This window comes from Vibrio penaeicida (assembly GCF_019977755.1).
Lineage (GTDB): Bacteria > Pseudomonadota > Gammaproteobacteria > Enterobacterales > Vibrionaceae > Vibrio > Vibrio penaeicida.
This window is the reverse complement of record NZ_AP025144.1, coordinates 461230-483032: the sequence shown is the minus strand read 5'-3', so window position 1 is coordinate 483032 and position 21803 is coordinate 461230. Positions and strand designations below refer to the sequence as shown.

Annotated in this window: 28 protein-coding genes and 2 pseudogenes; 14 read left to right on the top strand and 16 right to left on the bottom strand. The window is 42.4% G+C overall.

Annotated elements, in window-relative coordinates:
- The first annotated feature begins 59 nt into the window (after positions 1-59).
- The 5 genes and pseudogenes from LDO37_RS02490 to LDO37_RS02470 all read left to right on the top strand — a co-directional run bounded on the left by LDO37_RS02490 (position 60) and on the right by LDO37_RS02470 (position 3773).
- Positions 60-677, top strand: a complete 618-nt coding sequence (locus tag LDO37_RS02490) for a DUF2589 domain-containing protein (protein ID WP_126606353.1) — start codon at positions 60-62, stop codon at positions 675-677.
- A gap of 74 nt (positions 678-751) precedes the next feature.
- Entirely contained in the window at positions 752-1246 is a 495-nt protein-coding gene (locus tag LDO37_RS02485) for a DUF2589 domain-containing protein (protein WP_126606354.1), read from the top strand.
- 16 nt (positions 1247-1262) lie between these two features.
- Entirely contained in the window at positions 1263-1856 is a 594-nt protein-coding gene (locus tag LDO37_RS02480; protein ID WP_126606355.1) for a DUF2589 domain-containing protein, read from the top strand.
- Between the two features lie 12 nt (positions 1857-1868).
- A complete protein-coding gene (locus tag LDO37_RS02475) occupies positions 1869-2090 on the top strand; it encodes a hypothetical protein (RefSeq protein WP_185829830.1) in 222 nt (73 codons plus the stop codon).
- 747 nt (positions 2091-2837) lie between these two features.
- A pseudogene (locus tag LDO37_RS02470) lies at positions 2838-3773 on the top strand (alpha-amylase family glycosyl hydrolase).
- A gap of 177 nt (positions 3774-3950) precedes the next feature.
- Here LDO37_RS02470 and LDO37_RS02465 read toward each other — a convergent pair.
- The 3 genes from LDO37_RS02465 to LDO37_RS02455 form a co-directional block, all read right to left on the bottom strand.
- A complete protein-coding gene (locus LDO37_RS02465) occupies positions 3951-4553 on the bottom strand; it encodes a hypothetical protein (protein ID WP_126608256.1) in 603 nt (200 codons plus the stop codon).
- A 439-nt stretch (positions 4554-4992) separates the two neighbouring features.
- Entirely contained in the window at positions 4993-5487 is a 495-nt protein-coding gene (locus LDO37_RS02460) for an outer membrane beta-barrel protein (RefSeq protein ID WP_126608255.1), read from the bottom strand.
- A 427-nt stretch (positions 5488-5914) separates the two neighbouring features.
- Entirely contained in the window at positions 5915-6982 is a 1068-nt protein-coding gene (locus LDO37_RS02455) for an L-dopachrome tautomerase-related protein (protein ID WP_126608254.1), read from the bottom strand.
- 128 nt (positions 6983-7110) lie between these two features.
- Between LDO37_RS02455 and LDO37_RS02450 the strand changes: the two genes are divergently transcribed.
- From LDO37_RS02450 to LDO37_RS02435, 4 genes are all read left to right on the top strand, one after another.
- Positions 7111-7686 carry a TetR/AcrR family transcriptional regulator gene (locus LDO37_RS02450; RefSeq protein ID WP_126608253.1) on the top strand — a complete coding sequence of 192 codons (576 nt, stop codon included), beginning with the start codon at positions 7111-7113 and terminating at the stop codon, positions 7684-7686.
- A gap of 407 nt (positions 7687-8093) precedes the next feature.
- The gene (locus tag LDO37_RS02445; RefSeq protein WP_126607931.1) at positions 8094-8504 is read left to right on the top strand and encodes a PAS domain-containing protein; all 411 of its coding nucleotides are present in this window, start codon (positions 8094-8096) and stop codon (positions 8502-8504) included.
- Positions 8504-9046 carry a cupin domain-containing protein gene (locus tag LDO37_RS02440; protein ID WP_126607930.1) on the top strand — a complete coding sequence of 181 codons (543 nt, stop codon included), beginning with the start codon at positions 8504-8506 and terminating at the stop codon, positions 9044-9046. Before LDO37_RS02445 ends, LDO37_RS02440 begins: the two co-directional genes overlap by 1 nt.
- 44 nt (positions 9047-9090) lie before the next feature.
- Entirely contained in the window at positions 9091-10860 is a 1770-nt protein-coding gene (locus LDO37_RS02435) for a GMC oxidoreductase (RefSeq protein ID WP_221768535.1), read from the top strand.
- 104 nt (positions 10861-10964) lie between these two features.
- Here LDO37_RS02435 and LDO37_RS02430 read toward each other — a convergent pair whose 3' ends face one another.
- A complete protein-coding gene (locus LDO37_RS02430) occupies positions 10965-11519 on the bottom strand; it encodes a hypothetical protein (protein ID WP_126607929.1) in 555 nt (184 codons plus the stop codon).
- A 178-nt stretch (positions 11520-11697) separates the two neighbouring features.
- Here LDO37_RS02430 and LDO37_RS02425 point away from each other — a divergent pair, with 178 nt between their 5' ends.
- The 3 genes from LDO37_RS02425 (at position 11698) to LDO37_RS02415 (ending at position 14470) form a co-directional block, all read left to right on the top strand.
- Complete coding sequence (locus tag LDO37_RS02425) at positions 11698-12489, top strand: substrate-binding periplasmic protein (protein ID WP_221768534.1); 792 nt, start codon at positions 11698-11700, stop codon at positions 12487-12489.
- A 220-nt stretch (positions 12490-12709) separates the two neighbouring features.
- Positions 12710-13279 carry a cysteine dioxygenase gene (locus LDO37_RS02420; RefSeq protein WP_126607927.1) on the top strand — a complete coding sequence of 190 codons (570 nt, stop codon included), beginning with the start codon at positions 12710-12712 and terminating at the stop codon, positions 13277-13279.
- A gap of 294 nt (positions 13280-13573) precedes the next feature.
- Entirely contained in the window at positions 13574-14470 is an 897-nt protein-coding gene (locus tag LDO37_RS02415; protein WP_126607926.1) for a hypothetical protein, read from the top strand.
- 389 nt (positions 14471-14859) lie between these two features.
- On the opposite strand, the gene LDO37_RS02410 is transcribed toward LDO37_RS02415, so the two are convergent.
- The 10 genes and pseudogenes from LDO37_RS02410 to LDO37_RS02365 all read right to left on the bottom strand — a co-directional run bounded on the left by LDO37_RS02410 (position 14860) and on the right by LDO37_RS02365 (position 19085).
- Positions 14860-15126, bottom strand: a complete 267-nt coding sequence (locus LDO37_RS02410; protein WP_101111115.1) for a hypothetical protein — start codon at positions 15124-15126, stop codon at positions 14860-14862.
- A gap of 87 nt (positions 15127-15213) precedes the next feature.
- On the bottom strand, positions 15214-15402 hold the full coding sequence (locus LDO37_RS02405; RefSeq protein WP_101111116.1) for a RebB family R body protein: 189 nt from the start codon (positions 15400-15402) through the stop codon (positions 15214-15216).
- Between the two features lie 180 nt (positions 15403-15582).
- Positions 15583-15861 (bottom strand): RebB family R body protein, encoded by a 279-nt coding sequence (locus LDO37_RS02400; RefSeq protein ID WP_126607925.1) that lies wholly within the window; start codon positions 15859-15861, stop codon positions 15583-15585.
- 16 nt (positions 15862-15877) lie between these two features.
- Positions 15878-16135: a hypothetical protein gene (locus LDO37_RS02395; RefSeq protein WP_126607924.1), complete on the bottom strand. Its 258-nt coding sequence runs from the start codon at positions 16133-16135 to the stop codon at positions 15878-15880.
- The gene (locus LDO37_RS02390) at positions 16125-16568 is read right to left on the bottom strand and encodes a RebB family R body protein (RefSeq protein WP_126607923.1); all 444 of its coding nucleotides are present in this window, start codon (positions 16566-16568) and stop codon (positions 16125-16127) included. Before LDO37_RS02390 ends, LDO37_RS02395 begins: the two co-directional genes overlap by 11 nt.
- 116 nt (positions 16569-16684) lie before the next feature.
- Positions 16685-16897: a hypothetical protein gene (locus LDO37_RS02385; RefSeq protein ID WP_224055312.1), complete on the bottom strand. Its 213-nt coding sequence runs from the start codon at positions 16895-16897 to the stop codon at positions 16685-16687.
- 156 nt (positions 16898-17053) lie between these two features.
- Positions 17054-17251, bottom strand: a pseudogene (locus LDO37_RS02380) (RebB family R body protein); the annotation flags it as partial.
- Positions 17252-17275: 24 nt separating this feature from the next.
- A complete protein-coding gene (locus LDO37_RS02375; RefSeq protein ID WP_126607921.1) occupies positions 17276-17545 on the bottom strand; it encodes a RebB family R body protein in 270 nt (89 codons plus the stop codon).
- A 52-nt stretch (positions 17546-17597) separates the two neighbouring features.
- Positions 17598-17798 carry a RebB family R body protein gene (locus LDO37_RS02370; RefSeq protein WP_126607920.1) on the bottom strand — a complete coding sequence of 67 codons (201 nt, stop codon included), beginning with the start codon at positions 17796-17798 and terminating at the stop codon, positions 17598-17600.
- Between the two features lie 93 nt (positions 17799-17891).
- The gene (locus tag LDO37_RS02365; protein WP_126607919.1) at positions 17892-19085 is read right to left on the bottom strand and encodes an AraC family transcriptional regulator; all 1194 of its coding nucleotides are present in this window, start codon (positions 19083-19085) and stop codon (positions 17892-17894) included.
- A gap of 530 nt (positions 19086-19615) precedes the next feature.
- Here LDO37_RS02365 and msrA point away from each other — a divergent pair.
- Positions 19616-20248 (top strand): peptide-methionine (S)-S-oxide reductase MsrA, encoded by a 633-nt coding sequence (msrA, locus tag LDO37_RS02360; RefSeq protein ID WP_126609612.1) that lies wholly within the window; start codon positions 19616-19618, stop codon positions 20246-20248.
- Positions 20249-20286: 38 nt separating this feature from the next.
- On the opposite strand, the gene LDO37_RS02355 is transcribed toward msrA, so the two are convergent.
- Entirely contained in the window at positions 20287-20496 is a 210-nt protein-coding gene (locus tag LDO37_RS02355) for a DUF1107 domain-containing protein (RefSeq protein WP_101111126.1), read from the bottom strand.
- A 209-nt stretch (positions 20497-20705) separates the two neighbouring features.
- On the opposite strand from LDO37_RS02355, the gene LDO37_RS02350 reads away from it, so the two are divergent.
- Positions 20706-21257: a YtfJ family protein gene (locus LDO37_RS02350; protein ID WP_126609613.1), complete on the top strand. Its 552-nt coding sequence runs from the start codon at positions 20706-20708 to the stop codon at positions 21255-21257.
- Positions 21258-21360: 103 nt separating this feature from the next.
- On the opposite strand, the gene LDO37_RS02345 is transcribed toward LDO37_RS02350, so the two are convergent.
- Positions 21361-21753: a RidA family protein gene (locus LDO37_RS02345; protein ID WP_126609614.1), complete on the bottom strand. Its 393-nt coding sequence runs from the start codon at positions 21751-21753 to the stop codon at positions 21361-21363.
- Positions 21754-21803: the final 50 nt, after the last annotated feature.

The window sequence follows — 21803 nt, the reverse complement described above, 5'->3', positions numbered from 1 at the left end:
GAGTATTACTTTATCAACTCAGTACCAAAGGTACTGCAACAAAATAATTAGGAGACTTTATGTCTGGATTAGTATCAATGGCACAGCAGTTTGGTGGCTTGCCAATGAAATCCCTTATCGGTGGTCCACTAAAAGCAGCAACAGATGCAAACGGTATGATGGCCAGAACACAAACTCAATTTATGCTGAGTACGTGTTTTAACGGTGGAGGTGGTAATGGTCAACTAGAACCAATTATGGTTGAGTTCATCTTGAAACGCCCAGTGATTAAAGCCGACGGAAGCGCAGGTACCGACGCAGAGATCACGCTAAGACTACCACTTCTTACTCTTATACCACTTAACTCGTTAGCCGTTGACGATGTGAAAGTACATTTTGAAATGGAAGTATCAAGTTCAACCTCAACAGATAATGAAAAGAAAACTGAGCAAGAAACAGCTGCACAAGCAGATATTACGGCAAAATACAATGCTGGTCTTTTCTCCGTTGAAGTTAGTGGTTCGGTATCTCATAGTAATAAATCAAGTTCAACGCAGAAAGAACACTACGAGGCATCAAATAAAGCAAAATATGAGGTAGATGTTCATGCAGGTCAACTCCCACTACCTACAGGTGTAACAACCATTATCAATGCATTCACTAAAAACATTGAACCTATCATCGAAAAACCAGAGTAATCACAAATATTGATTGTTTAAACCGAGGAAGCTCCGGCTTCCTCATTTTACAAAGCCAATAGTAGGAGAAACATATGATCGAATTTCAATCGTTAATGCAGGCCATCCATAAAGGGGTTAAAGACGCTGCAAAGTCGGTAGAAGGTGAAACCATTGACTTTGTTAAGCGCTTTTTTGATGAGCACCTAGGTGAAGAGGGAGATGCGCCAAGCTACACCCCTAAAACTTGTAATATGCAGTTTCCCAGCCGAACAGAGCATGGGGTTGAGAATGTTAGTGCTGAAGTGCCTTTGTTAGCATTAGTACCTGTATCTGCACCGCGTATCACAGAGGTGAAGTTTCATACTGAACTGGAGATCAATACTAATGATATGAATCAGTTAATGGTCTCATTTGCGCGTAAAGCGGATAAACCAGGAATAAAAAATAAGATGCTAGGTCAACCGAAAAATGACAGTTCTGCCAATGCTAGCCTAGAAATCACTCTTACAGGTAACGAACCGCCTGAAGGATTAAAAAGGTTGATTGAAGGGTATGAGCGTGCATTAAGAGCACAGATACCAGGTTAATATTTAAGGACGCAATATGAACTCTAATATCGCTTCGCAATTTTCAGGGTTGCCAATGAAAGCACTCATTGGAGCACCTCTAAAAGCGGCTACCGATGCAAATGCAATGATTGCCAATGCACAAACGCAATTTTTATTATCAACTTGTTTTAAGCGTGATAAGGACAATGATGAGCAACTTGAACCTATTATGGTGAATTTTACATTGTCACGGTCAACTATCGACCAAAATGGATTGATGAGCGAAGAACCATTAAAAATGGATATATCTATTCCATTGATGACACTAATACCTTTGAATTCACTGGCGCTAGAAAAGTTAACTGTTGCGTTCAGCATGGAGGTAAAAAGCTCGCGTGAAATAAAAAATGAAAAGGCAACGGAACGAAAAAGAACAGACAAGCGAAAAAATACCTCAGATCATGAAACTGAAACAGAACTGCATGGCACGCTTGCTCAATCTAATCAGAAAGCTGACCAGCAAATAGGCTCAGCACATGCCAGTTATGAAATCATGTTAGAAGCAGGTCAATTACCGCTGCCAAATGGAATTACGACGATCTTAGAGCTTTTTTCAAAGAATATAACGCCTATCCCAACTAAAAAATAAGGAATTTATACTATGAGCATTAAATCTAAAGTAGATTGCCCAGATTGCGGTATGCCTATCCATTTTGAATCGAGTTTGTTGCTATCTGGTCAGGCTTTTCCATGTTCAAACCCAGCATGCGGTGTAACGCTTTCGTTAACTGGTACTGATAAAGCTGTCGTCTCAGATGCATTCAATAAGTTTGAAACCATGCGCAGTAATGCGACTAACCACGCTCAAAATTACGAGACGTGATCAGCAAAGGAATTGCTTATTGAGAACATTTCTTTAGCCTTTCACTTCAAGTTTAGGTATCCAAAAAATGAATAACCAATGGGACATGTTCCCAAGTAACCTCAAGATGCAGGATTCAGAGCCTATATTCTGTTCCAATTCAAGGAGAATAACTTAAAATGACGGGTCCTTTCCGAGTTCTTTGACGATGAAATGGTACCAAATATGGGCTCCCACAGACAATTTTAACTGGCTGTCATACTGCATTACCTATGTTTGATGTAGAGCGACTATCTCCTCCTCTCGGTACCCTGCTTGAGAGCCAGTTAACTCTCACTACCCAGAAACCAAATATTTTGAAGTAACTTGGGTACATAGATGCTCCCATGAACGTAAAGGGCAATAAATCTCATCAATTTGGATAGCGAAACGTTAATAATAATCGTAATCGCTTTATGACCCAATCTCAGATTTATTAAGAGCTAATATAGCATTCCCTGATTTCCCTAAAGTTATTCGTACAACATCCAATGCCTGAATGTACACAAGACTGATCCACACCGGCATTTTTGAGCACCGAGTAAAATGAGTACAATCATTAATGAAGTAAGCAACAGAAATATCAGAGATACTCGTTGTAAGAAAACACGAAACCCACCAATTACAGTGAGTTTTACCTATCGCTACACGGGTAATCCCTGATCATTTCGAGCTCTAAGGCTTTCGCGTATGGTGATGTTTCTTCTTCAAATGAGAGCTTCACTAATCATGACTAAAGCATGTACTCAGCTAATCGGCATAGAGGCGACGCTCTATTACCACTGTGTATCACGCTGTGTTCGGCGCTCATTTTTATGCGGTTATGATTCAGAGAGAAACCAATGCTTTGAACACCGCCGAGGCTGGATTGAAGAGCGATTGCTCAAACTTAGCTAAGTGTTTTGTATTGATTTATGTGCCTACGCCATCATGAGTAACCACTACCACATGGTACTGCATATCAACCAAGAAGAAATGTAATCCCTGTCTGACCAAGACGTTTGTGAAAGATGGTTGAGCTTTCACACCCCACCACTACCGATTCAAAAATAGTTAAGGCAAGAAGCCCTCACAGAAGCACTGAAAATTCATGACATTATTAATACCTGGTAGGATAGGTTAGCCAGTATCAATTGGTTCGTGCGTATGTTGAATCAAGACATTGTCACTCAAGCCAACAAAGAAGACGGTTGTACCAGGCACTTTTGGGAAGGGCGGTTTAAAAGCCAAGCACTACTCGATGAACCAGCCCCCGCAGCTGCCATGGCATATGTGGATTTAAACCCTATTTGAGCGAACATGGCAGACAGCCCCAAAGTATCCGAATACACTTCTGTTAAATCCAGAATTGATCCACTCAAAGAGAACAAAGCCACAGCCCCTTGCTTGCATCCCTTCGTCGGACCAACCAGCATTCCCTTTAGGCTGATGGATTACTTAGAGTTAGTTGGCTGGAGAGGCAGGCATATTCGGAACGACAAACGAGGGCACACCTCTAACACTCTCCCACCTATTCTGAATCGGTTAGGCATTAGCCAAGAAACCTGGCTTGAAGCCTGCACAGAACTGGAAAGGGAGAATATAATTGGTAAAGAAGAGTCGATAAAACGTGCTCCACCGACACTCAAAAGAAAGCAAGTCTCAGAATTTCGGCTTCCCAGATAGCTAACCGCAAGCAATGGCAACTACCAAATACAGAAAAATCGCAAAGTACTTAGGTAGCATTGATGGGACAGCACTAATGATACTCGCTAGTCGAGGTTATCACTCCTACCGCTCGCTCCAGCCTTTAATAATTTGGTGACGCTGTTTTACCCCATTGGTCAGTGTAGAGGGCTTGGATTACTTGTTACTCTTCCCCTCTTTTATGTCTTGCGCAACTTTTGTACTGCCATCGGCCACCTTGATTCGTGTATCGCCAACAACCAGTTCTGTTTCTTTTTTCATGATCTCTGCCAACTGACTGTTCATCTCTCTCGCTAAACCGACAAACTCGCTTGTCGACACTGAGTTGGCATCGAACTGTCTGGCTTTTTCTGCCATTTCTTGTTGATGTCTTTTGTCTTCAAATTCCATTTGAGCCAGTTTGACTTCTTTTTCCATCTGATACTGTTTTATTCGCTCTTCTCTCTCACGCTCTCTGTCTTTGTAGGTTTCGTCTTCCTCTTTACCCACAGAAGCCTCACGAATAACCATAATAAGAGCCATCACAACCGGAGCAATCATACCCACCACTGGCGTAAACGCTTCCACCTCAAGGAAATAGCCAGACATACAGGTAATAAGTACTAACACCACTGTTGTAGGCATTGCCCATCTTCCAACAAGCACCATAACCACTTCCTGGGGCTTTGATCGGTCTTTTGCTTTGGTATGTTCCTCCTCTTCTAAGTCTTTAAGTTCTTGCTCTATCTGTTCTAACTCATCAAGATCTTTGTCTGACATGCACCCTCCTACAATTGAAAGGACTGATTTAACTAGCCACTGTTATTGTTTGCGACGCTATAAATTGCACCGGTCGGCGACACGTATTGCATAATTTGAAACTACTACTAACCCTAAAAGCCACCGATACCACTCTGGAAACTCAGAGATAAGGGTGAACCCAGGAAGGATGTAGTCCCTGACTACAGGTATAAAACTTAAGATAAAAGGCAGGCAGAAAATCATCGTCAACCATTCGCTTTGCCAGCCGAAACCTACGCTCGTCTGGTCGATTAGCCGAATTTTTGCTTCTGCCCGAGCACGCTGTATTTTTTTGTGGCTGACCAACCGTTCCAGTAAAGTTGCTTTGCAAACTTTGTATACACTCCAAGCCATAATGCTCCTCACTTATTCTGTACACATTTAGCTGGCAATGTGCCCGTATACGAGCACTGCTGTTTTAAAACGAGACTTTCAAACCCACCTGAAAGAGATCAAACTCATCAAATTCTTCAATCGAACCATCAATTAGAATACTGTCATCAATTTGATAGCCTACGCCGAAACCAACCCCAAAATGGGAAGTGCTCCTTGTGAGTAGGCGTGTAGAGGAAGATGAATTGACCTTAAAATTTGCAAAAGTAGGCGATAGGTAGACAAACAACTGTTCTGTTACATCATGTTGTAGCCTGACACCAGAAGATGCATAGCGTTCAAGCCTCGTGACTGTATCACCACTACGACTGTCTCTTATACCAGTACCTAGCTTGATTTCTGGAATGATTGAAAAGTTGTTCTTCAATTTACTTTCGTGCCCAACAGACACTACAAATGTATCGAGTTTGGCATCACCTAGCGAGATTTTAGAGATAGAACTTCCCAAAATAAAATTAGATTCTGTTGCATTAGATGCCAGTGCGACAACTGACAAAAGCAAGGCATAGATTAAGCGCATTGTTCACTCCTTTGTTGATAGTCATTGATAGAAAGCTTTAATTTGAAGTGGCGAAATGCGACTTCAATTTCTTTCTACCTTGAATTTAAATCAACGCAGGTGCGCCTTACTCGGCTTGAGGAATGCAATAGTCTGCTAAATCATCTGGATTTCATAAAATATTGGGTGTAAGGAAGAGGGGGGGTCATGTTACAGCTTCCACTTTTAGCTTCAAAAATTGAAACTAAACACTTGATGAAAACTGGCGAAAAAATTGGTGGGCAATATGAGTTTTGGCCATTGCGGCGCAGGGATTGGCATCGGGCTCGCCCATTCATTAAGATTAGATGATTGAATTATAGAGATATTTCAAACCGAATAAACCTCAAGATTGGTGACTATACCTAAGGTTAGGTAGGAGAAGTTCCATCTTCCCCTACCTCTATCTTTATCGACCCACTTGTGTTTTTCCTAGGGCATCAAATTCAACGATGTAATAGCGATCGCCACTTTCATCTTTGTTCTGATTTAGCACCGGTGATTTGTGAAGCTTATTGACCGTAGCCAGAATCTTCCCATTGGCTTTTGTTGCAAAGCCATCGCTCCAACTCAGCAGTTCTGAATCGGAATGTAATACTCGATACTGGCGATCTTGACCAATGTACCCAACCGCATCGTTGGTGATATCCGTTATGTAGACATTGTCGTCCAGATCAATGGCGATACCGTCGCTGATCGGCTTGTTGGCGTATGTTTCTACCCGCTGTTCTAACTGCTTCGCCGACAACGCTGGATTACGCAAATCAGACGTATTAACTCGATACAGTTTAGTACCGCTCATTGCGCCAAAATAGAGCCATTCATTTTTTGTATCCAGTGTAATGGGGTTGGCGCCAATGCGTGCTGGCGACCCACCAAGCGTGACGACTTTATCGTCAATCACCATGTCGATGTCTTCTGGCTGCGTAAAAGGAGACCCATCTAGCACGCGTCGAGTCACGCCGGTCTTCAAATCAATCACGATTAATGCGGAATTACGCCCAGCAGCAGTATCGGTGATGTAAACCACTTCATTGTCTCTATCGACGGCCAGATCGTTTAGAAAGGAGTCTTGTGGAATCGTAGGCGCTGCGATGTAAACCACTTTGTGCAGTGCGTTTTTTTCTGTATCCCAACCAACAAGACGCCCGACACGCGTGTCAGAATCTGCCGTTTCTAGCATCCATAGCACGTTTTTCTTATCCAAAATCACTCCCAAAACAGGGTTAAGACTTTGGCTAAATACTTCATTTGGGTAAGCGACGGCTTTGCCTTCAGCGGTGATTTCGACAATCTTGTTTTTTGCCCCGTAGAAGTGATGATTACTCATAAATATTCGACCAGACGAAGAAGCGGCAATATTCCCCGGAGGCGCTTTATGATCCAGTTGATGAACAACATTCAGGTCGCTCGCTGACGCGTTGAATGAAACCATTATGGCGAGTGTACTAAGCGAAGTTAAAAGTGATTTTTTCATGAATTATCCTTTTTAAATTATTTTGAACGTTCATTCAAAATATATATCCAAAGTTTGCCTGTCAAATATTTTTTGAGTGATCGTTCAAAACTGCTATTATGTCCTCAGCAGTAGGAGATTAAGATCGCATGGCAAAAAAGAAGTATTCAATCGAAGAGGTCATTTCACAGGCAACGGACTTGTTCTGGAGCCAAGGGTACTCTGCGACGAGCATTCAACATATCTCGAAAAAAACAGGTCTTAAGCCCGGTAGTTTGTACAACGAGTTTGGCAGTAAGGAAGGGGTGTTTCGCATGGCGTTAGAAAGCTATGCCAATCATTCTGTTGAAGAAATTCATACCGCTGTCCAAAAAACGGGGAGTGCCATCAAAGGAATACAACACATTCTCACAGAGCTTATTGAGCAAACGAAAGAATCCCCCTACTGCGGCTGTTTTTTGGTTAAATCGCAACTAGAATTGTCCGCTTTGGATGATGATTTGCAGTTCTTAGCCACAGACAAACTGCAAGTGATAGAGCAGACGTACTGCCACCATCTAGAAAGCACATTTTCAACGTCGGAGGCACAAAATTACGCGCATCAACTCATGATGGTGATTTTTGGTATTCGAGTATATGGGTATCAGAAAAATGCGAGTGAAGTACTGACCGACAGCATTCAACGTTTTTTACCTTGGCTAACGGAAGCTAAGAGTGGAATGTAATAAAAAACCAATACTCCTTATAGCCCACAATAGTATTTAATCGGTATAGTTTTATTTGGTTTTAGTAAAAGTCCAGATTAGATTATTTCTGATTTTTTTATTTATAATTAACCTTAATATATTTAAGTCATTAAAATTTAAAGAAAATAAAAAATAATTTAATACACCTGTATAACATAAACCTCTCCTCCCACCTTTAACCCAAAGCATAAAAAACAAAAATAACCCTTAATAATCAACAATTAAACACACCACAAAGCAGAAGATTCCGATTTATTTTTATTGCAAACTCAATAAGCACAATAAATTATCCAGCCATCACATCTCAATTTAATAACCTTTTACACACAAATAAAAACCGCTCTACTCTAAATAAGTAATTTTGCACCAATAATAAGGATCAAAATATGCTTAAAAATGTTATAGAGCCCCCTATTAGTCCTGAGGAATTTAATTCGGACATCTTAATGGACGTTTTAGATACGCAAGATGGTATTTATTATGTTATCAAGAATACAGATTCTGTTTTTATTTGGGTCAACCAAAACTTTTCCGATTTAATTGGCGTCCCAAAAAGTGACTTAATTGGACAAAAAGACCAGTTTGCTGCTCATGTTGCCCACGACAAACTGGTTATCGCATCCGGAAAACCTATCCTCAACTTACATGAAACCATCCCCGTTCCTGATGGTTCTGGCGGCCTCAAAGACGAACCCATCGTAACTCAGAAAGGGCTTTGGCGAGACACCAAAAACCCAGACCTGATCAAGGGCATCACCGTGTGCTTTTCACTGGTCAACCCACCTGAGGAGGCGTGATGAAAGGCGCAGAATACTGGCTTGATCACCTAAAGCTAGAAGCCATTGAGCTAGGTGGATTTTTTGGTGAAGGTGAAGCCTCCGACGAGGTCATTCCTCAGCAAGCACTACCGGATAGATTCCAATCAGACAGACGATTTTATTCAAACAATTATTACATGCTTGCGCGTGACTTAGCGTCTCCAACTCCCTCTACTCGTTTGGCTTTGCATCAATTAAATCAAGATGAGCAGTGGTTCTTTTTACAAGGAGCGGCGCTCAAGCTCTATCTGTTTTTATCTAATGGTGAGTTCAAAGAAATTACTGTAGGAGACAAGCTGGAGCTGGATCAGGTTTTACTGTGCTCAGCCCCTCATAACACTTGGTTCGGGGCTGAACTCCAAGACGATTCCGACTTTGCTCTGTGCGCATGCAGTTTAGCGCCTGGGTGGGATCCGGAAGATTCAATCACTCCTACCGAATCCGATATTCAGCAACTTATCTCAGATTATCCAGATCAAGCAGACATCATTAAGCGCTTGGCATTCGGTGCTAAGAGCTAATTGCTACGTAACCAGCCACCTCTAATTTATAAAAGGAATAAATAATGGGAACAGCGGCATCAAGTAACAAACTTCAGTATGGCTACCCAACTCCGGGGCCACAAAGCCCAACGGCTCAAAAAGTCATGGATCACGTGTTTTTCCTATCTAATGGCGAATGGAAGAAAGCGCGTGAAGAAAATGATTACGATTACATCGTGGTCGGTACTGGCTTTTGTGCCTTGGCATTTGCAGAGCGAATTCTAGAAAAAGAAAATTCCAATGCTCGAATTCTATTGATTGAACGAGGCACGTTCTTTTTGCCTGAGCACTTCCAAAACCTCCCCCTCCCCTTTAAAGATACATTAGGAGGGCTATCGGAAACCTTCCCGTGGACAATGTCGATTGAAAATCAGCAGCCAGAATCCCTTATTAAGTGGCAACACGGCATGGTGCCTTTCTTTGGCGGGAGATCTACACTTTGGAGCGCATGGTGCCCAATACCGAATAGCGAAGAGTTTGCAGGTTGGCCAACACATACCATTGAAGCAGCAAGAAATAATTTCGAAACAGCTAAAACTCTACTTAGGGTGCAAAATGCAGACGAGATCGATAATTTCCCAAATCAAGAAATTGCGAATTTTGTCTCTGGCACTCGTCCTGTTTATGGTGCGCTACAAAGACAAGTACAAGGATTATTGCAAGAGCTCGGTACAGGCGTGAGTGGCATTTATCGTACCGACCCTGCTCCACTGGCTTCAGCCTCTATGCAGGAAAATGGCATTGATTTCCAAAAATTTGCAACGCCAGGTGAATTACTTGAACTGGCAGAGAAATTTAATAAAGTCGACGAAAATGGCGAACGCGTTGGACCTCAGCTCGATATTGTCAGCGCATGTACTGTCGAAGAGATCCACCAGCAAGAGCTGAACGGAGAAAGAAAAGCCACCGCACTGCAAACCTCTCGTGGTGTATTGCCACTGGGCAATGCTGAACTCGTATTGGCAATGGGAACTTTGCCACCGACTACGTTGGTTCGTAACTCATTCCCAACGATTCCGAATTTAGGATCGCGTTTTTCCGCTCACTTCATTAGCTCGATTGTGGCTCGTGTGCCTAAATCCGATTTAGATCCTCATGGGCAATTTGGTCAGTTAGAATTGGGGGCAAACTACGTGGCAGGTGTTGCCAACGATAGCTTTGATCAACAGTTCCACATACAACTTTCTTCCTTGTGGGATTCCGACCCAGAGAAAAACGCAGAGCTCGCACTAAGGTACATGCCGGATGTGGTTGCAACGGCCTCAATGGAACAGTTGCAATCCTCACCTGATCACGTCGTTTTTGTATGTGCGGTATTGGGTGAGCTTGACTATAAGAACTTCAATAACTGGTTTAAGCAAAACGCAGCAGACGATAATGTGACGACTAATTCGTTACTGCAGATTACCACCAACAAACTTGATATTGAAACGTGGGATAAGATGGATCAGTCCACTTTTGATATTTTGGAAACCGTGCTTTCACCGAATGGTTCGGGTGTGGTGGAATATTGGCATCCACGCTTTGAAAATGGGCAAGATCATGGGGAATGGGTGGGCTCGCGACCAGCAGCCAAAGATATCCGTGTCGATGCCCCCGTTCATGAAAGCTCCACACTTCACATTGGTGAAGAAGAATCCGCACCTGTTGATTTAAATTATAAACTCAAAGGCACAGCCAACGTTTATATCACTGGTGGCGCGTTATGGCCACAAGGCGGCTCATGGAACCCAACGTTAACGATGGTGGCGCTAGCGCAAGACTTGGCCGACAAGCTGCACAGTAAGAAATAGCAGTCTGCCTTAGATAAAATCAGCGGTGTGGGCTATGAATAATAGGCACCGCTGATCCATTCTGATCTGGTCTATTCTGAATGGTTAGCTAGAGGCAATAACACCTACAGTACTCGCAAGCATTTTTCAGGCGGTAAGCTTAATAGGGTATTGGCAAAATTGATTTTTTCATCTCGCCATTTCATTGCGGCTTCATGGCTGTCTTTCGATCGTCTGTCTGCTTCAAAATAACTGTGTTGAGGCATACCATCAGCCGGAGTCATCACCATAGATTGCTCATTCACGCGCATGGTAAACAAAAATTGCCCTCTTTGACCGGATTGCGCGCCAGGGTGATGCAATGTGGTATCGCAACAGTAACGTTTATCGCGAAGTGCACGGCAAGTGTATTCAAACGCATCTTGTGTTCCGCGACCGGGGAAAGACGTATAAATACTGATACCATCTCGCTGTAAGGGCATGTTTCCAGACGTTAATTCTACGGCGTACTGCACCAGTCGAAAGCCTAAAACAACCCCACCGACGCTGTTAATACCACTAAATTGAATGGCTGACGCTAAATCAAGGCGTAATTGGTCTTCATTTTCGTAAAGAAAAAGCTCGGGGGATGCCCAGTCACTTTGAGGAATAAGCAGCTTAGTAATATCAGTTTGTTCCATTTTCGTCTCCGCAGTGATTTCGTTTGTTCTAAATCTCAAATACAATATACGAATGATAACCATTATCAATATTGTTTTAGTAAAAATCTGATCAACCTAACCACAATAGAGACCGCCTATAATTTGGCTTAACGACTATACTTTTCAAAAGGGAAAATAAAGCAGTTTGGGGACGATGATGAAACTTTTACTTATCATGAGCTTATTGCTTTGGGGAATCAGTGCATCACAATCTTTAGCGCAAGAGCGAGAACGACTCCCCCTTGCAACGGGCGAATGGCCGCCTTATACCTCTGCCGAACTGGAGGGTTATGGCATTGTCACTGAGATCACGACCGCCGTTGTCATTGAAATGGGAATGACGCCTGACTATAAATTTGTACCGTGGAAAAGAGCAGAACACATGGTTAAAAATGGCGACGCTTTTGCTGCATTTCCCTACGCTATCACTCCTGCGCGTATCAAAAATTTCAGCTTCTCCGACAGAGTACTCATTAATCCAAATGGTCGATTTTTCTACCGAAAATCAAGATTTGATATACCAAAAGATGCTAAGCAACTCTCCGAACTTAAATCATACAAATTTGGCAGTTTAGCCGGCGAAGCTTCTATTACTACTTTGGAGGAAGCCGGCATACGACTTGAGTTGGTTTCGAAGGATAGCCAAAACATTATGCGGCTACACGCAGGACGAGTCGATCTGATATTGATGGATGAACTGTTGGGTTGGTATCTGATTCGCAAGCTTTATCCAAATGAACAACACCTATTTACTACTCTCGACACAACCTTTGAAGAAATGCTCAATCAAAGCGGGAACCCAAATTGGGATTCATATTTAATGGTTTCTCCTGAATACCCCAACGCAAAAGCATTAACAAAACGTTTTAACGAAGCACTTAAACGGATTAAAGAAAATGGCGTTTATGATGACATTCTTGATAAGTACGGGCTCGATTTATCTCTGTAAGCGTTAAACCCTAAACATAGGGTCGACACGAAACACTCGCTTTTGAATTAAATTTGCGATTATTTTCTCAAAGATCAATATTCAGCAATCCTTTCTCGAATATGCCCGTTTATGAGAAAAACATCGCTCAAAAATTAACAATTCAGCAACAAGTTAAAAACTAATTCTCCTTCGCCGACTTTAAGATAAAACTACCTTTATCGAATCGGACTCAACGAATATGAACGTGCTAACGGAATTGCTATCCATCACCCCGTCGTCGGTACAGCCTATATGTGTCAAAGAACTTGTTTCTCATTTAGATCAACCTTCCCAGCCGCTTTCGCTGCCGGTGATCCGTTTCTTGCTAGAGCATGTTCGGGTAGATCAAGCAACGATAGAGGAACTGTCTGTTTTTGATCGTACCCAATACCATCGACGCTACTTGTATCAAAGTGATCATGTGGAAGTCCTCATTCTTGGGTGGCTAAACGGTCAGAGAAGCCGAATACACGATCATGAAGGTTCTAATTGCGGGGTGAAAGTACTGAAAGGAGAAGCCACAGAAACCTATTTTGAGCGAGCAGAAAATGGGCACATCTTCGCGCTCGGTTCAACCAAACTAGAAAGAGATCAAATCACTTCCAGTTGTGATAACCAAATCCATCAAATCTCCAATTTGCAATCCAACGGGCAAGACTTAGTCACTCTTCACGTCTATTCCCCCCCATTGAATGCTGCCAAGCTCTATTCATTGGAGTCTAATCAGATTGAGAAGATGACTCAGGATCAGTGGGCTTATGAGATATAACGAAGAAATAAGACATATACTCAAGAAGCATAAAACAGCCAATGAAAGTCGCTAAGACTCAAAAGGTTAACACTCACTTATTAAATAAAACTAATTTTATAGTATTAGATTTATTAAATTAATTTCAGTGCAACTAAACCCATCAAATGAATTAGAAAAACGTACGGTAACCTATTCGTCATACGTTGCGCCCTATATTGAGGTGAATGTCTCCTTCACACATTTCCTAACGCAAAATTAACAAATAGACTCCAAATCGAAACATGTCGTTTCAATTAAATGGAGGTTATTGTTATGAAAGATGTACTGTTAGTAGGCACTACAAACTTAGATAGCACTGGAACAGCCGGAAATTTAACAGTTGAAAATGCTACACAAGCAATCATTGGCACAGGTTGGTCTTTCGGGTTAGACGAAGGGGTTGATCTGGTCAATTGCGACTGGGGTCATGGCGGTAAAATTTACGCCAGAACGGAAGAATGGGATAAAGGAAATTATAAGGAGGTCAAGGTAGAGGGCGACTCTAGCTGGGTTTACTTAGATAACTTCGTTGACGTAAACGTAACACTTAACAATTACTGCGGCTCAAAAGTACTGATCAACAACTCAAAGCGTGGTGACATTGAAACGGGATGCGGTCACGACAAAATCTATATCTCTGTTCAGTCCAATAACAGCCTTTGGGAAAACGATTTTGATATAAGCACTGGTGCAGGCAGTGATGTTATCACCATGGTGGACAGTAAAAATTCGCACCTAACTGATGTGACCATCGATGCCGGTTCAGGGCATGATTATGTCGATATATCCAAACTGAAAAACGCAGCAGATGGCATTGTTCGAGACGTCGATGGGGGATCGGGTTTTGACAAGTTTGTGTTTGGGTCCGATGACTCTGTCGATTTCAGAAATTTTGAAGTGATTGTGGGCACGGCTCAAACGTCCAACTTCAATCTAACGTCTGAACACCTAAGAAACAATGGATTTGAACCTCACGGCCTGATTGTTACTGGTTCAAACTTTGCTTTAACGGATGTAGATTCTGTTTCTCATTCCAACCTGAGTCATACTCAAGAAGCGTATCTCAATTGGCTTGGCTATAACGATGATGACTATTCCGCTTTAACGGTAATTGATGGTAATGACACATTCACCATTCTTACTGATAGCTGCTGTGACGTAGTGGTTTGATGAACAAATAATAAACTTCTGCTTTTCTCAAAGTAGACGTTCGCTTTCAAAACCCTACGTGGGTCTGAGACCCAGATAATCAATCCAAGTTGAGTGACGTCATTCAACTTGGATTTTCCTATTAGATTACGTTCTTTCCAATGAGTTGGAAATTACGAAACCAATAGCCAAGCGTCCACCATGGCTTTAAAAGCGGAATTGAATAAATAAAGAGAGATAAAAGTTAGCCAGGCTATGATCAGTATTTCAAGAATTCGCATTGTGTGTCCTTATTAAAACATCTGCACAAAACCAGGATTGTAATGAGGATTGAGGGTTAGAAACCCAGTAAGAACAGGGGGTTTTTAGGCGAAATCACGTATTCGGATAAATATGCCCCATACCGCTACTCAATCAAATTTCTTTGCAACATCGGCAGCCTTACTGCCCAATTCAGCAAAATTGGCAGTGCCTTTTTCCATGATTTTTTGAGCTTGTTCTATGACTTGGACATATTTAGGATCACCGGTGGCCAAAAGCTCTGAAAGGGCGACACCAATGGCTGTGGTGCTCATGGTATTTAGGTTACGGAGGTTATCTGCGGCATCTTGAATAGCAATAGCGGTAGATTGGGCAACGGATTGTTTCGCTTTGTCAGTTGTACTCTCGCCCGCCATAACGTTCCTCTACCCTAGCTTTTTTCTACACATAGCTTTTCTCTACCAAAGCTTTTCTCTACCAAAGCTTTCCTCTACCCAAAAAAGCTAACCACCCTTTTTCAAAATCAGAGCACAAGCGGTAGACGTTGAGGCGTTCGCGACCGTTTGCATGCCTTGCTGCGTCGTGACCGCGTTTTGCATGTGCAAGCCCATGGTGTCGGACATAGCAGAGTCGGCGAGTTGAACGATCATCTCCGAAACCTGTTCCAGATCTTTTTTTCCGTCGTCACTCATAGTTATCTCCTAAACTCGTCCATTTGCCTAAGGTCGTTTCTCGTAAAACAAAGGCTTACCTCAAGGTCATCGCTCTCTATAAAAAAAGGCCAATTAAGAGGGTTGGCCTAAATGGGGTATCAGGGTGGAGTTTTCTCAAACATTTCAAGAATGACAGGGATGACGAATCGGCTTTATGGCTTACTCGCTGTCTTTCTCAACAATTTCTTCCGTTGCTCTGCTGAGAGCGGCAGTCCCAATCGCTGTTAACGCATTAACACCTTGAACTGTTGCTGCTTGCATACCAATATTGGCTTGCTGCTGAGCATTGGTTGCGTTGTTGTTTAGGTTAGACATTGCGAGTCCCATGGATGTGTACAGGTTACCCATCGCATTCGAGGGAGCGCTGCCCAATACTTGGGTGTTAGTTTGCGTTACGGAATCCGTAATTTGCTCATTCACTTTTGGTGGCTTTGCCATACTCTTTCCTTATTTGCTAGTCATTAGGAAGCAACTGCTGAAGCTGCTCATTGATTTTTCTTATCTCTTGTTCAAGCAAGCCCTCAATATTACTGAGCATGCCATTCACTTCAGATTCGATTCTATCGACGGATTCTTCAGGATCGGAAACGTTAAATTGCTCACGAGATTTGGCGATCATCTCTTGCACTTCTTGCTGCTGATCTCGAGTAAAGGCTTCGATTTGTTCTAACTGTTTTTTTACATCAAAATTCAACGCATTATCACTGCTCACCACTGCTCTCTCCTTTATCTTTCTTCAAAAAACCCAGTAAGCTAAATTTGCCTTTTTTGGGTTCTTCCACCTCTGTTGCTTCTTCAGCGACAGAGGTTAAAGGCTCTTCATCGTGCCCCATTCTTTGCACCTTAGTGTTTGGTAATGCAGGCTCTTCTATGGGCGTATTCACTTGCACAAGTGGCGCTGGCTTAATCTGAGTTTGAAGTAACCTTGCACACGCATTGGTGACAGAGGCTGCGGTGGTCATTTGAGACTGCTGCTGACTGGTCACAGCATTATGCATCGAGAGACCAAGCGTATCTGCTAAAGTGGTTTCCAGCAGGCTGGTTGGCTGAACAGAAAAAGCCTGAAGCGTATTAAATTCATCAATCGTTTTGCTTGAGACTTCATGCTCAAATTCGTTTTCAAAGCGCGTATCCTGCTTATCCATGTTCGCTCCTCTTTGATCTCTGGATAATGATGTGTTGTGACCTATCACCGCTGTTTCGCGAGAATGAAAGTTACCTATCTACTAAAAAGACCGCCTGGCAGAAAAAATACGACGAATTATTGAGCTTGGTCTTGCAATACCGTTGCGACTTTCTCACCGACCACCCCAAAGTTTTCCGCGCCATTAGTGACGACTCTTTGTGCCTGATCGATGATCTGAAAGTACTTGGTGTCCCCTGTTTCCAGCATTTGACTTAACGCTGTCCCAATAGCGGTTGTACTCAAGATACTTAGGTTTCTTAAGTCATCAGTCGCATCCGCTAACGCCATAGCAGAAGACTATGCAATCGACTGGTTCGCCGCATTAAAAGCGGAGTTGTCTTGATCGGGCGGTGAATTAAGATCTTTCATATCTGTCGTTCCTTTGAGTGCACCTTTACCGTTTTATGGGTAAAGGTGCTTTCTTTATTACGCGTCTTTCTCGATAACACCTTGCACCGTTGCCGCTTGCATAGTGATTTGCGCTTGTTGTTGGTCTGCTGTGGAGTTATGAGCGGCTGTGCCCAATGCCTGACTGGTAGACATAAGCAGGTTGCCCATTGCCATTGCAGGGGTTTCACCCACAACTTTTGTGTTCACCTGTGTTACCGAATCCGTTACTTGTGCGTTTACTGTATCACCCATAATAATCTCCTAATTTACTATTAATTAAGCTGCTGGTTGAGGTTCTAAAATCAGCTCAACACTTCGTCCGATCACCGCTGTGCCTGTGGCAAACAACGAGTTCACGCCTTGAATTGTTGCTGTCTGATGTACCAATTGGGCCTGTTGATTTGCGCCGGTGCTATTGTGTGCAGAGATCCCCATTGCTTGGCTGGTTGCGAGCAGTAGGTTTCCTCCTGCCATAGCGGGCGTTTCGCCGACCACAGAGGTATTTACTTGCGTTACAGAATCTGTAACGGCTCCGTTCACTGACATAGTTAGTGCTCCTGTTGATGAAGAGGTGCACAAAAATGCACCTCAGAAACGGTTAAGAACCTTTTGCTGCAATGGAATAGATAAGCCCAGATCCCAGTGCGGTGTTTGTCACTAAGATGGTTTGAATTTGCTGCTGTGCATGAGTGGTATTTTCAGCCGCTTTCCCTATGGAATCCGCCACCATCGTTAGGTGCATGTTTCTTGAGGTAACGGGAGAAAACTCGCGCAACATCTTCTCAATATCGATTTCCATCAAAATGCTCTTTGTGTCCGTTCATGTGGTTCATATTACGTATCACCGCTGAGTCAGACTTGGCGAAAACAACGGACAATCAAGGGCTTCATATCAAGCTGGTGCACTGGCAAAAGCAAACTGAGTACGCTGTCTTTTTTGCGCTCGATATTGGCGAGGTGTGCAGTCGGCATAGCGTTTAAACATCTTCTCGAAATGGCTAAGGTCACCGAATCCAGCTTGCAAGCACACGTCCGTGACTTTAAGCATTGGAGAGGCATCAAATAGCTGCATGGCTTTTTGAATACGAACTTGAACAAGAATGGCTTTAAAGGAGAGATTAAGGTGCTCTCGAAAAAGATAAGAAAGGTGAGAGGGGCTGGTATAAGCCGCACTAGCCATATCGCTGAGCTTTATGCATTCTGTATAATTATTGCCAAGAAAAATCAATGCTTTTCTCAACGCTGGGTGCAAGTTTTCAAGCCTATCAAATCGTTGTTCCAATATGGTTTCGAATATATCGTATGTACAATCTTTTTTAGAAATAACCCCTAAAGATAATACATCTTCTTCACGAATTATGCCATCACAGCATGATGCTAGTAATATCAAAAAACTTCGAACCTGAGTAATATTACCAGGCCATTCATACTGTTTAAGTAAAGACATAGCACTCGGAGAGACTTGTATATTCTTCTCAATACCAAACTCACACAAAATATGTGCTACATATTCAGGGATATCATCATTTCTCTTTTTCAATGGTGGAATATTAATTTCAATGTACGGTAAATTGCTTTCTAACAACACGTCAACAAAAGCATTATTTTTCTTTAGATCACCTAATGATCTACGGCAAGATATTATTAACCTCACATTATTATTAATTAACAAATCATGGTACAAACCCATAGTAAATTGGCTAATCAAGAAGTCCTGTATGTCTCTTGATAGCACGTCGATGTCTTCCAGATATAACGTCCCATTTTTCGCTTCCTTTAAAGCTTTCTCTAAGTGAGATTGATACACGTCAACCCCACTAAAACTGGATGGAATACGGATAAAACGACTGACTGGTATTCGGTTTTTTTTATGGATAAACTCGGCCACTTCACTCTTTTCGGTACCCATTTCTCCGGTAATAAAAACCGACATTTTCATTTCAACAGCAAAGTGTGTCTGCTGCCTTATTTTTAGAACTAAAGGTGAACTTCCTATTATTGGTTCTCTTTTAATTATTTCACTCAGTGTTTTACTTTGTTCAAAAATACTAGCCTCTGTATTTTTCGTATTGGATATTATGTTCAAAATTAAATCCTTTTATCTAGCCAAGTTATGTTGAACACATATCCTAATTGGGCAACTTATTAAAATATTGGTGTTTATTACGATCTTTACGAGTGATTCGATGCATGGATAATGTAAGAGAACACTATAAAACAAGGAATTGAGATAGAAGATAAAACAAATTGAGGCGATTCATGCTAGATAGTTTAGAGCTGTAAGGTAACATTTTATATATACAGATAAAGCATATTCATTAATAATGAAATAATTCATAAAAAGTAAATAAAAATTATAACTGTTACCATATGGATTCTGAACCCAATATAATTCTATTATTAAAACAATCAACGAGTAACACCAAACTCTAATTAATCTGCACAATAATATTTTACTTAAGCGGGGTTATTATACCCAAGTAACTTCAAAATGAGGGATCGAAGATTCACACCAAAACCTCCTCAAGATGCGAGTTGATATCAATCCGTCATTGATTCTTCTACCTCAACTATTGTTAAATGCAGATAAGAACCTCAGAAACGAAAGGAATCAACATGGCAGACAAACTCACAATGGTGTCAGCCAACGATGCATTGCCAGGTCGAAGCACACCGCTTAACGTAGAAGCAACGCATTTTGTGAATCAATCAAACCTCTTCGACGCACCAAAAGGCACCCAACAAGAAGTCTTGCTTGGCTTAGGTTGCTTTTGGGGTGCAGAGCGACTGTTCTGGAAACTGGATGGCGTAGTCTCCACCTCGGTTGGGTATGCAGGCGGGTTTACGCAAAATCCAACTTATGAGGAAGTGTGCACAGGACAAACAGGGCATACAGAAGTGGTGCGAGTGATATTTGACCCTGAAGTTATTTCGTTTAACACATTGTTGAAAACTTTCTGGGAAAGTCATGACCCGACTCAGGGCATGCGACAAGGGAACGACATGGGCACACAATATCGTTCAGCAATCTACGTGTACAGCGAAAAACAAATGATGTTGGCGTTGGATTCGAAACTGGAATATCAAAAAGCATTGTCCGCTGAACAAAGAAACGCCATAACCACCGAAGTGTTGCCTGCTCCTACTTACTTTTTTGCTGAAACCTACCACCAGCAATACTTAGCAAAAAATCCTCAGGGATACTGTGGTATCGGGGGAACAGGCGTTTGCTTCCCCCCTGAAAGCTAAATTCGGCTCCATTCAGCTTAATCGCGTTAAATACCCAATTAGGCTGAAAAGCTCGAAAGGGAGTCAATCGTTGCATTGACTTCCTTCATAACACCTAGCATCTGCTTGTTATTAATGTCCGGCAGTACAACTTTACCTTGTTCAAAATAAAACATTCCGATACCAGCAATACAAAATGATCCTTTGAACAGAATCTTGACGAATTTAGCAATCTGCTTTGGATGATAGTGTTTAAAGACCCGTTCCATGATTCCCTCCATCCTTTTTTTGACGCTTTTTGAATTTCGTGATGACTTTGTGTTCAGCTCTGCAAAATTAGAGCCAAATCGGCAAATTGAGCGCCAAGTATTCGCGTTAAAACGCAAAATTAAGCTAACCTGTGAATGCGGACACATCGCATCTACAGAATGTGCCGTTCTTGCAAATAACTAATCAATAAAATCAGCCGGATAATATTATGAAACTGAAATTGCTCTCCACCCTGATCCTTGCTGCTGCACCAATGATGGGCATGGCGCACACCATAGAGATAGGCAAAGGCTTGCCTACTGTGAATGTCGCTAGCCACGGTGAACTTATGCTACAAGGTGACAAAATCGAATACGCCGAATGGTCCACAGCCAAATTGACAGGCAAAGTGCGAGTCATTCAGGCAATCGCTGGACGTTCTAGCTCTAAAAAAATGAATGCCCCTCTGATGACAGCGATTACCGCTGCCGACTTCTCTAAAGATGCCTACCAAACCACCACCATTATCAACCAAGATGATGCCATGTGGGGAACAGGATCTTTTGTAAAATCGTCAGCAGAAGACAGTAAAAAAGAGTTCTCTTGGTCTTCCATCGTATTGGATAAAGACGGTACGGCGGCTGGCGCGTGGGAGCTGAAAGAAGAAAGCTCCGCCATTGCAGTGCTCGACAAAGAAGGAACGGTTCTGTTTGTGAAAGAAGGATCACTAACGGAAGACGAAATCGCCAAAGTGATCGAGCTTGTTAAAACCAGCTTGTAGAGTTTCTTACTTTGAATAACGGTGTCCTTTTTACAGAAACCGTTTTGTGTATAAACCAAGAGCGCCAAACGGCGCTCTTTTCAATTCAACGAGCGTCGTTGTTTTAACGGCGATCTTCTCGATAACAAGTCACATCCACTTCGACTTTCACATCCACCACCAAATCACACACCATGCAGATACGTGCTGGCGGGTGTTCACCAAAGAACTCTTTAAAGACCTTATTGAACGACTGAAAGTAGCGAGAATCTGTCAAAACCACTTTAACGTGAACCACATCTTCAAGCCCATATCCGGCTTCAGTCATGATGTCGACACAGTTTTGAATCGCCAAACGAGATTGATCCACAATCCCACCTTCCACCACTTCTCCATCTGTCATCGGCGTTTGACCCGACACATACAAAAAGCCGCCCGCTTCTGTTGCCCTTGCAAATGGCAAATGCTGACCACCCGTTCCCGTTCCGCCTTCAATGCCGTAACGCTTAATTGTCATAATAATCTCCAGTTCTTACATTCCAGTTCTGTACGTGAGGGCTTTGCCCT

Bases quoted from the DNA above. Each gene is read 5' to 3' on its own strand.
- LDO37_RS02415 (WP_126607926.1), top strand. From the start codon at position 13,574: ATGAAAGATGTACTGTTAGTAGGCACTACAAACTTAGATAGCACTGGA.
- LDO37_RS02390 (WP_126607923.1), bottom strand. From the start codon at position 16,568: ATGGATAAGCAGGATACGCGCTTTGAAAACGAATTTGAGCATGAAGTC.
- LDO37_RS02485 (WP_126606354.1), top strand. From the start codon at position 752: ATGATCGAATTTCAATCGTTAATGCAGGCCATCCATAAAGGGGTTAAA.
- LDO37_RS02435 (WP_221768535.1), top strand. From the start codon at position 9,091: ATGGGAACAGCGGCATCAAGTAACAAACTTCAGTATGGCTACCCAACT.
- LDO37_RS02355 (WP_101111126.1), bottom strand. From the start codon at position 20,496: ATGGAACGGGTCTTTAAACACTATCATCCAAAGCAGATTGCTAAATTC.
- LDO37_RS02370 (WP_126607920.1), bottom strand. From the start codon at position 17,798: ATGGAAATCGATATTGAGAAGATGTTGCGCGAGTTTTCTCCCGTTACC.
- msrA (WP_126609612.1), top strand. From the start codon at position 19,616: ATGGCAGACAAACTCACAATGGTGTCAGCCAACGATGCATTGCCAGGT.
- LDO37_RS02350 (WP_126609613.1), top strand. From the start codon at position 20,706: ATGAAACTGAAATTGCTCTCCACCCTGATCCTTGCTGCTGCACCAATG.
- LDO37_RS02405 (WP_101111116.1), bottom strand. From the start codon at position 15,402: ATGAGTGACGACGGAAAAAAAGATCTGGAACAGGTTTCGGAGATGATC.
- LDO37_RS02385 (WP_224055312.1), bottom strand. From the start codon at position 16,897: ATGGCGTTAGCGGATGCGACTGATGACTTAAGAAACCTAAGTATCTTG.
- LDO37_RS02425 (WP_221768534.1), top strand. From the start codon at position 11,698: ATGAAACTTTTACTTATCATGAGCTTATTGCTTTGGGGAATCAGTGCA.
- LDO37_RS02375 (WP_126607921.1), bottom strand. From the start codon at position 17,545: ATGTCAGTGAACGGAGCCGTTACAGATTCTGTAACGCAAGTAAATACC.
- LDO37_RS02400 (WP_126607925.1), bottom strand. From the start codon at position 15,861: ATGGCAAAGCCACCAAAAGTGAATGAGCAAATTACGGATTCCGTAACG.
- LDO37_RS02460 (WP_126608255.1), bottom strand. From the start codon at position 5,487: ATGCGCTTAATCTATGCCTTGCTTTTGTCAGTTGTCGCACTGGCATCT.
- LDO37_RS02475 (WP_185829830.1), top strand. From the start codon at position 1,869: ATGAGCATTAAATCTAAAGTAGATTGCCCAGATTGCGGTATGCCTATC.
- LDO37_RS02410 (WP_101111115.1), bottom strand. From the start codon at position 15,126: ATGGCGGGCGAGAGTACAACTGACAAAGCGAAACAATCCGTTGCCCAA.
- LDO37_RS02440 (WP_126607930.1), top strand. From the start codon at position 8,504: ATGAAAGGCGCAGAATACTGGCTTGATCACCTAAAGCTAGAAGCCATT.
- LDO37_RS02465 (WP_126608256.1), bottom strand. From the start codon at position 4,553: ATGTCAGACAAAGATCTTGATGAGTTAGAACAGATAGAGCAAGAACTT.
- LDO37_RS02430 (WP_126607929.1), bottom strand. From the start codon at position 11,519: ATGGAACAAACTGATATTACTAAGCTGCTTATTCCTCAAAGTGACTGG.
- LDO37_RS02450 (WP_126608253.1), top strand. From the start codon at position 7,111: ATGGCAAAAAAGAAGTATTCAATCGAAGAGGTCATTTCACAGGCAACG.
- LDO37_RS02420 (WP_126607927.1), top strand. From the start codon at position 12,710: ATGAACGTGCTAACGGAATTGCTATCCATCACCCCGTCGTCGGTACAG.
- LDO37_RS02490 (WP_126606353.1), top strand. From the start codon at position 60: ATGTCTGGATTAGTATCAATGGCACAGCAGTTTGGTGGCTTGCCAATG.
- LDO37_RS02445 (WP_126607931.1), top strand. From the start codon at position 8,094: ATGCTTAAAAATGTTATAGAGCCCCCTATTAGTCCTGAGGAATTTAAT.
- LDO37_RS02480 (WP_126606355.1), top strand. From the start codon at position 1,263: ATGAACTCTAATATCGCTTCGCAATTTTCAGGGTTGCCAATGAAAGCA.
- LDO37_RS02345 (WP_126609614.1), bottom strand. From the start codon at position 21,753: ATGACAATTAAGCGTTACGGCATTGAAGGCGGAACGGGAACGGGTGGT.
- LDO37_RS02455 (WP_126608254.1), bottom strand. From the start codon at position 6,982: ATGAAAAAATCACTTTTAACTTCGCTTAGTACACTCGCCATAATGGTT.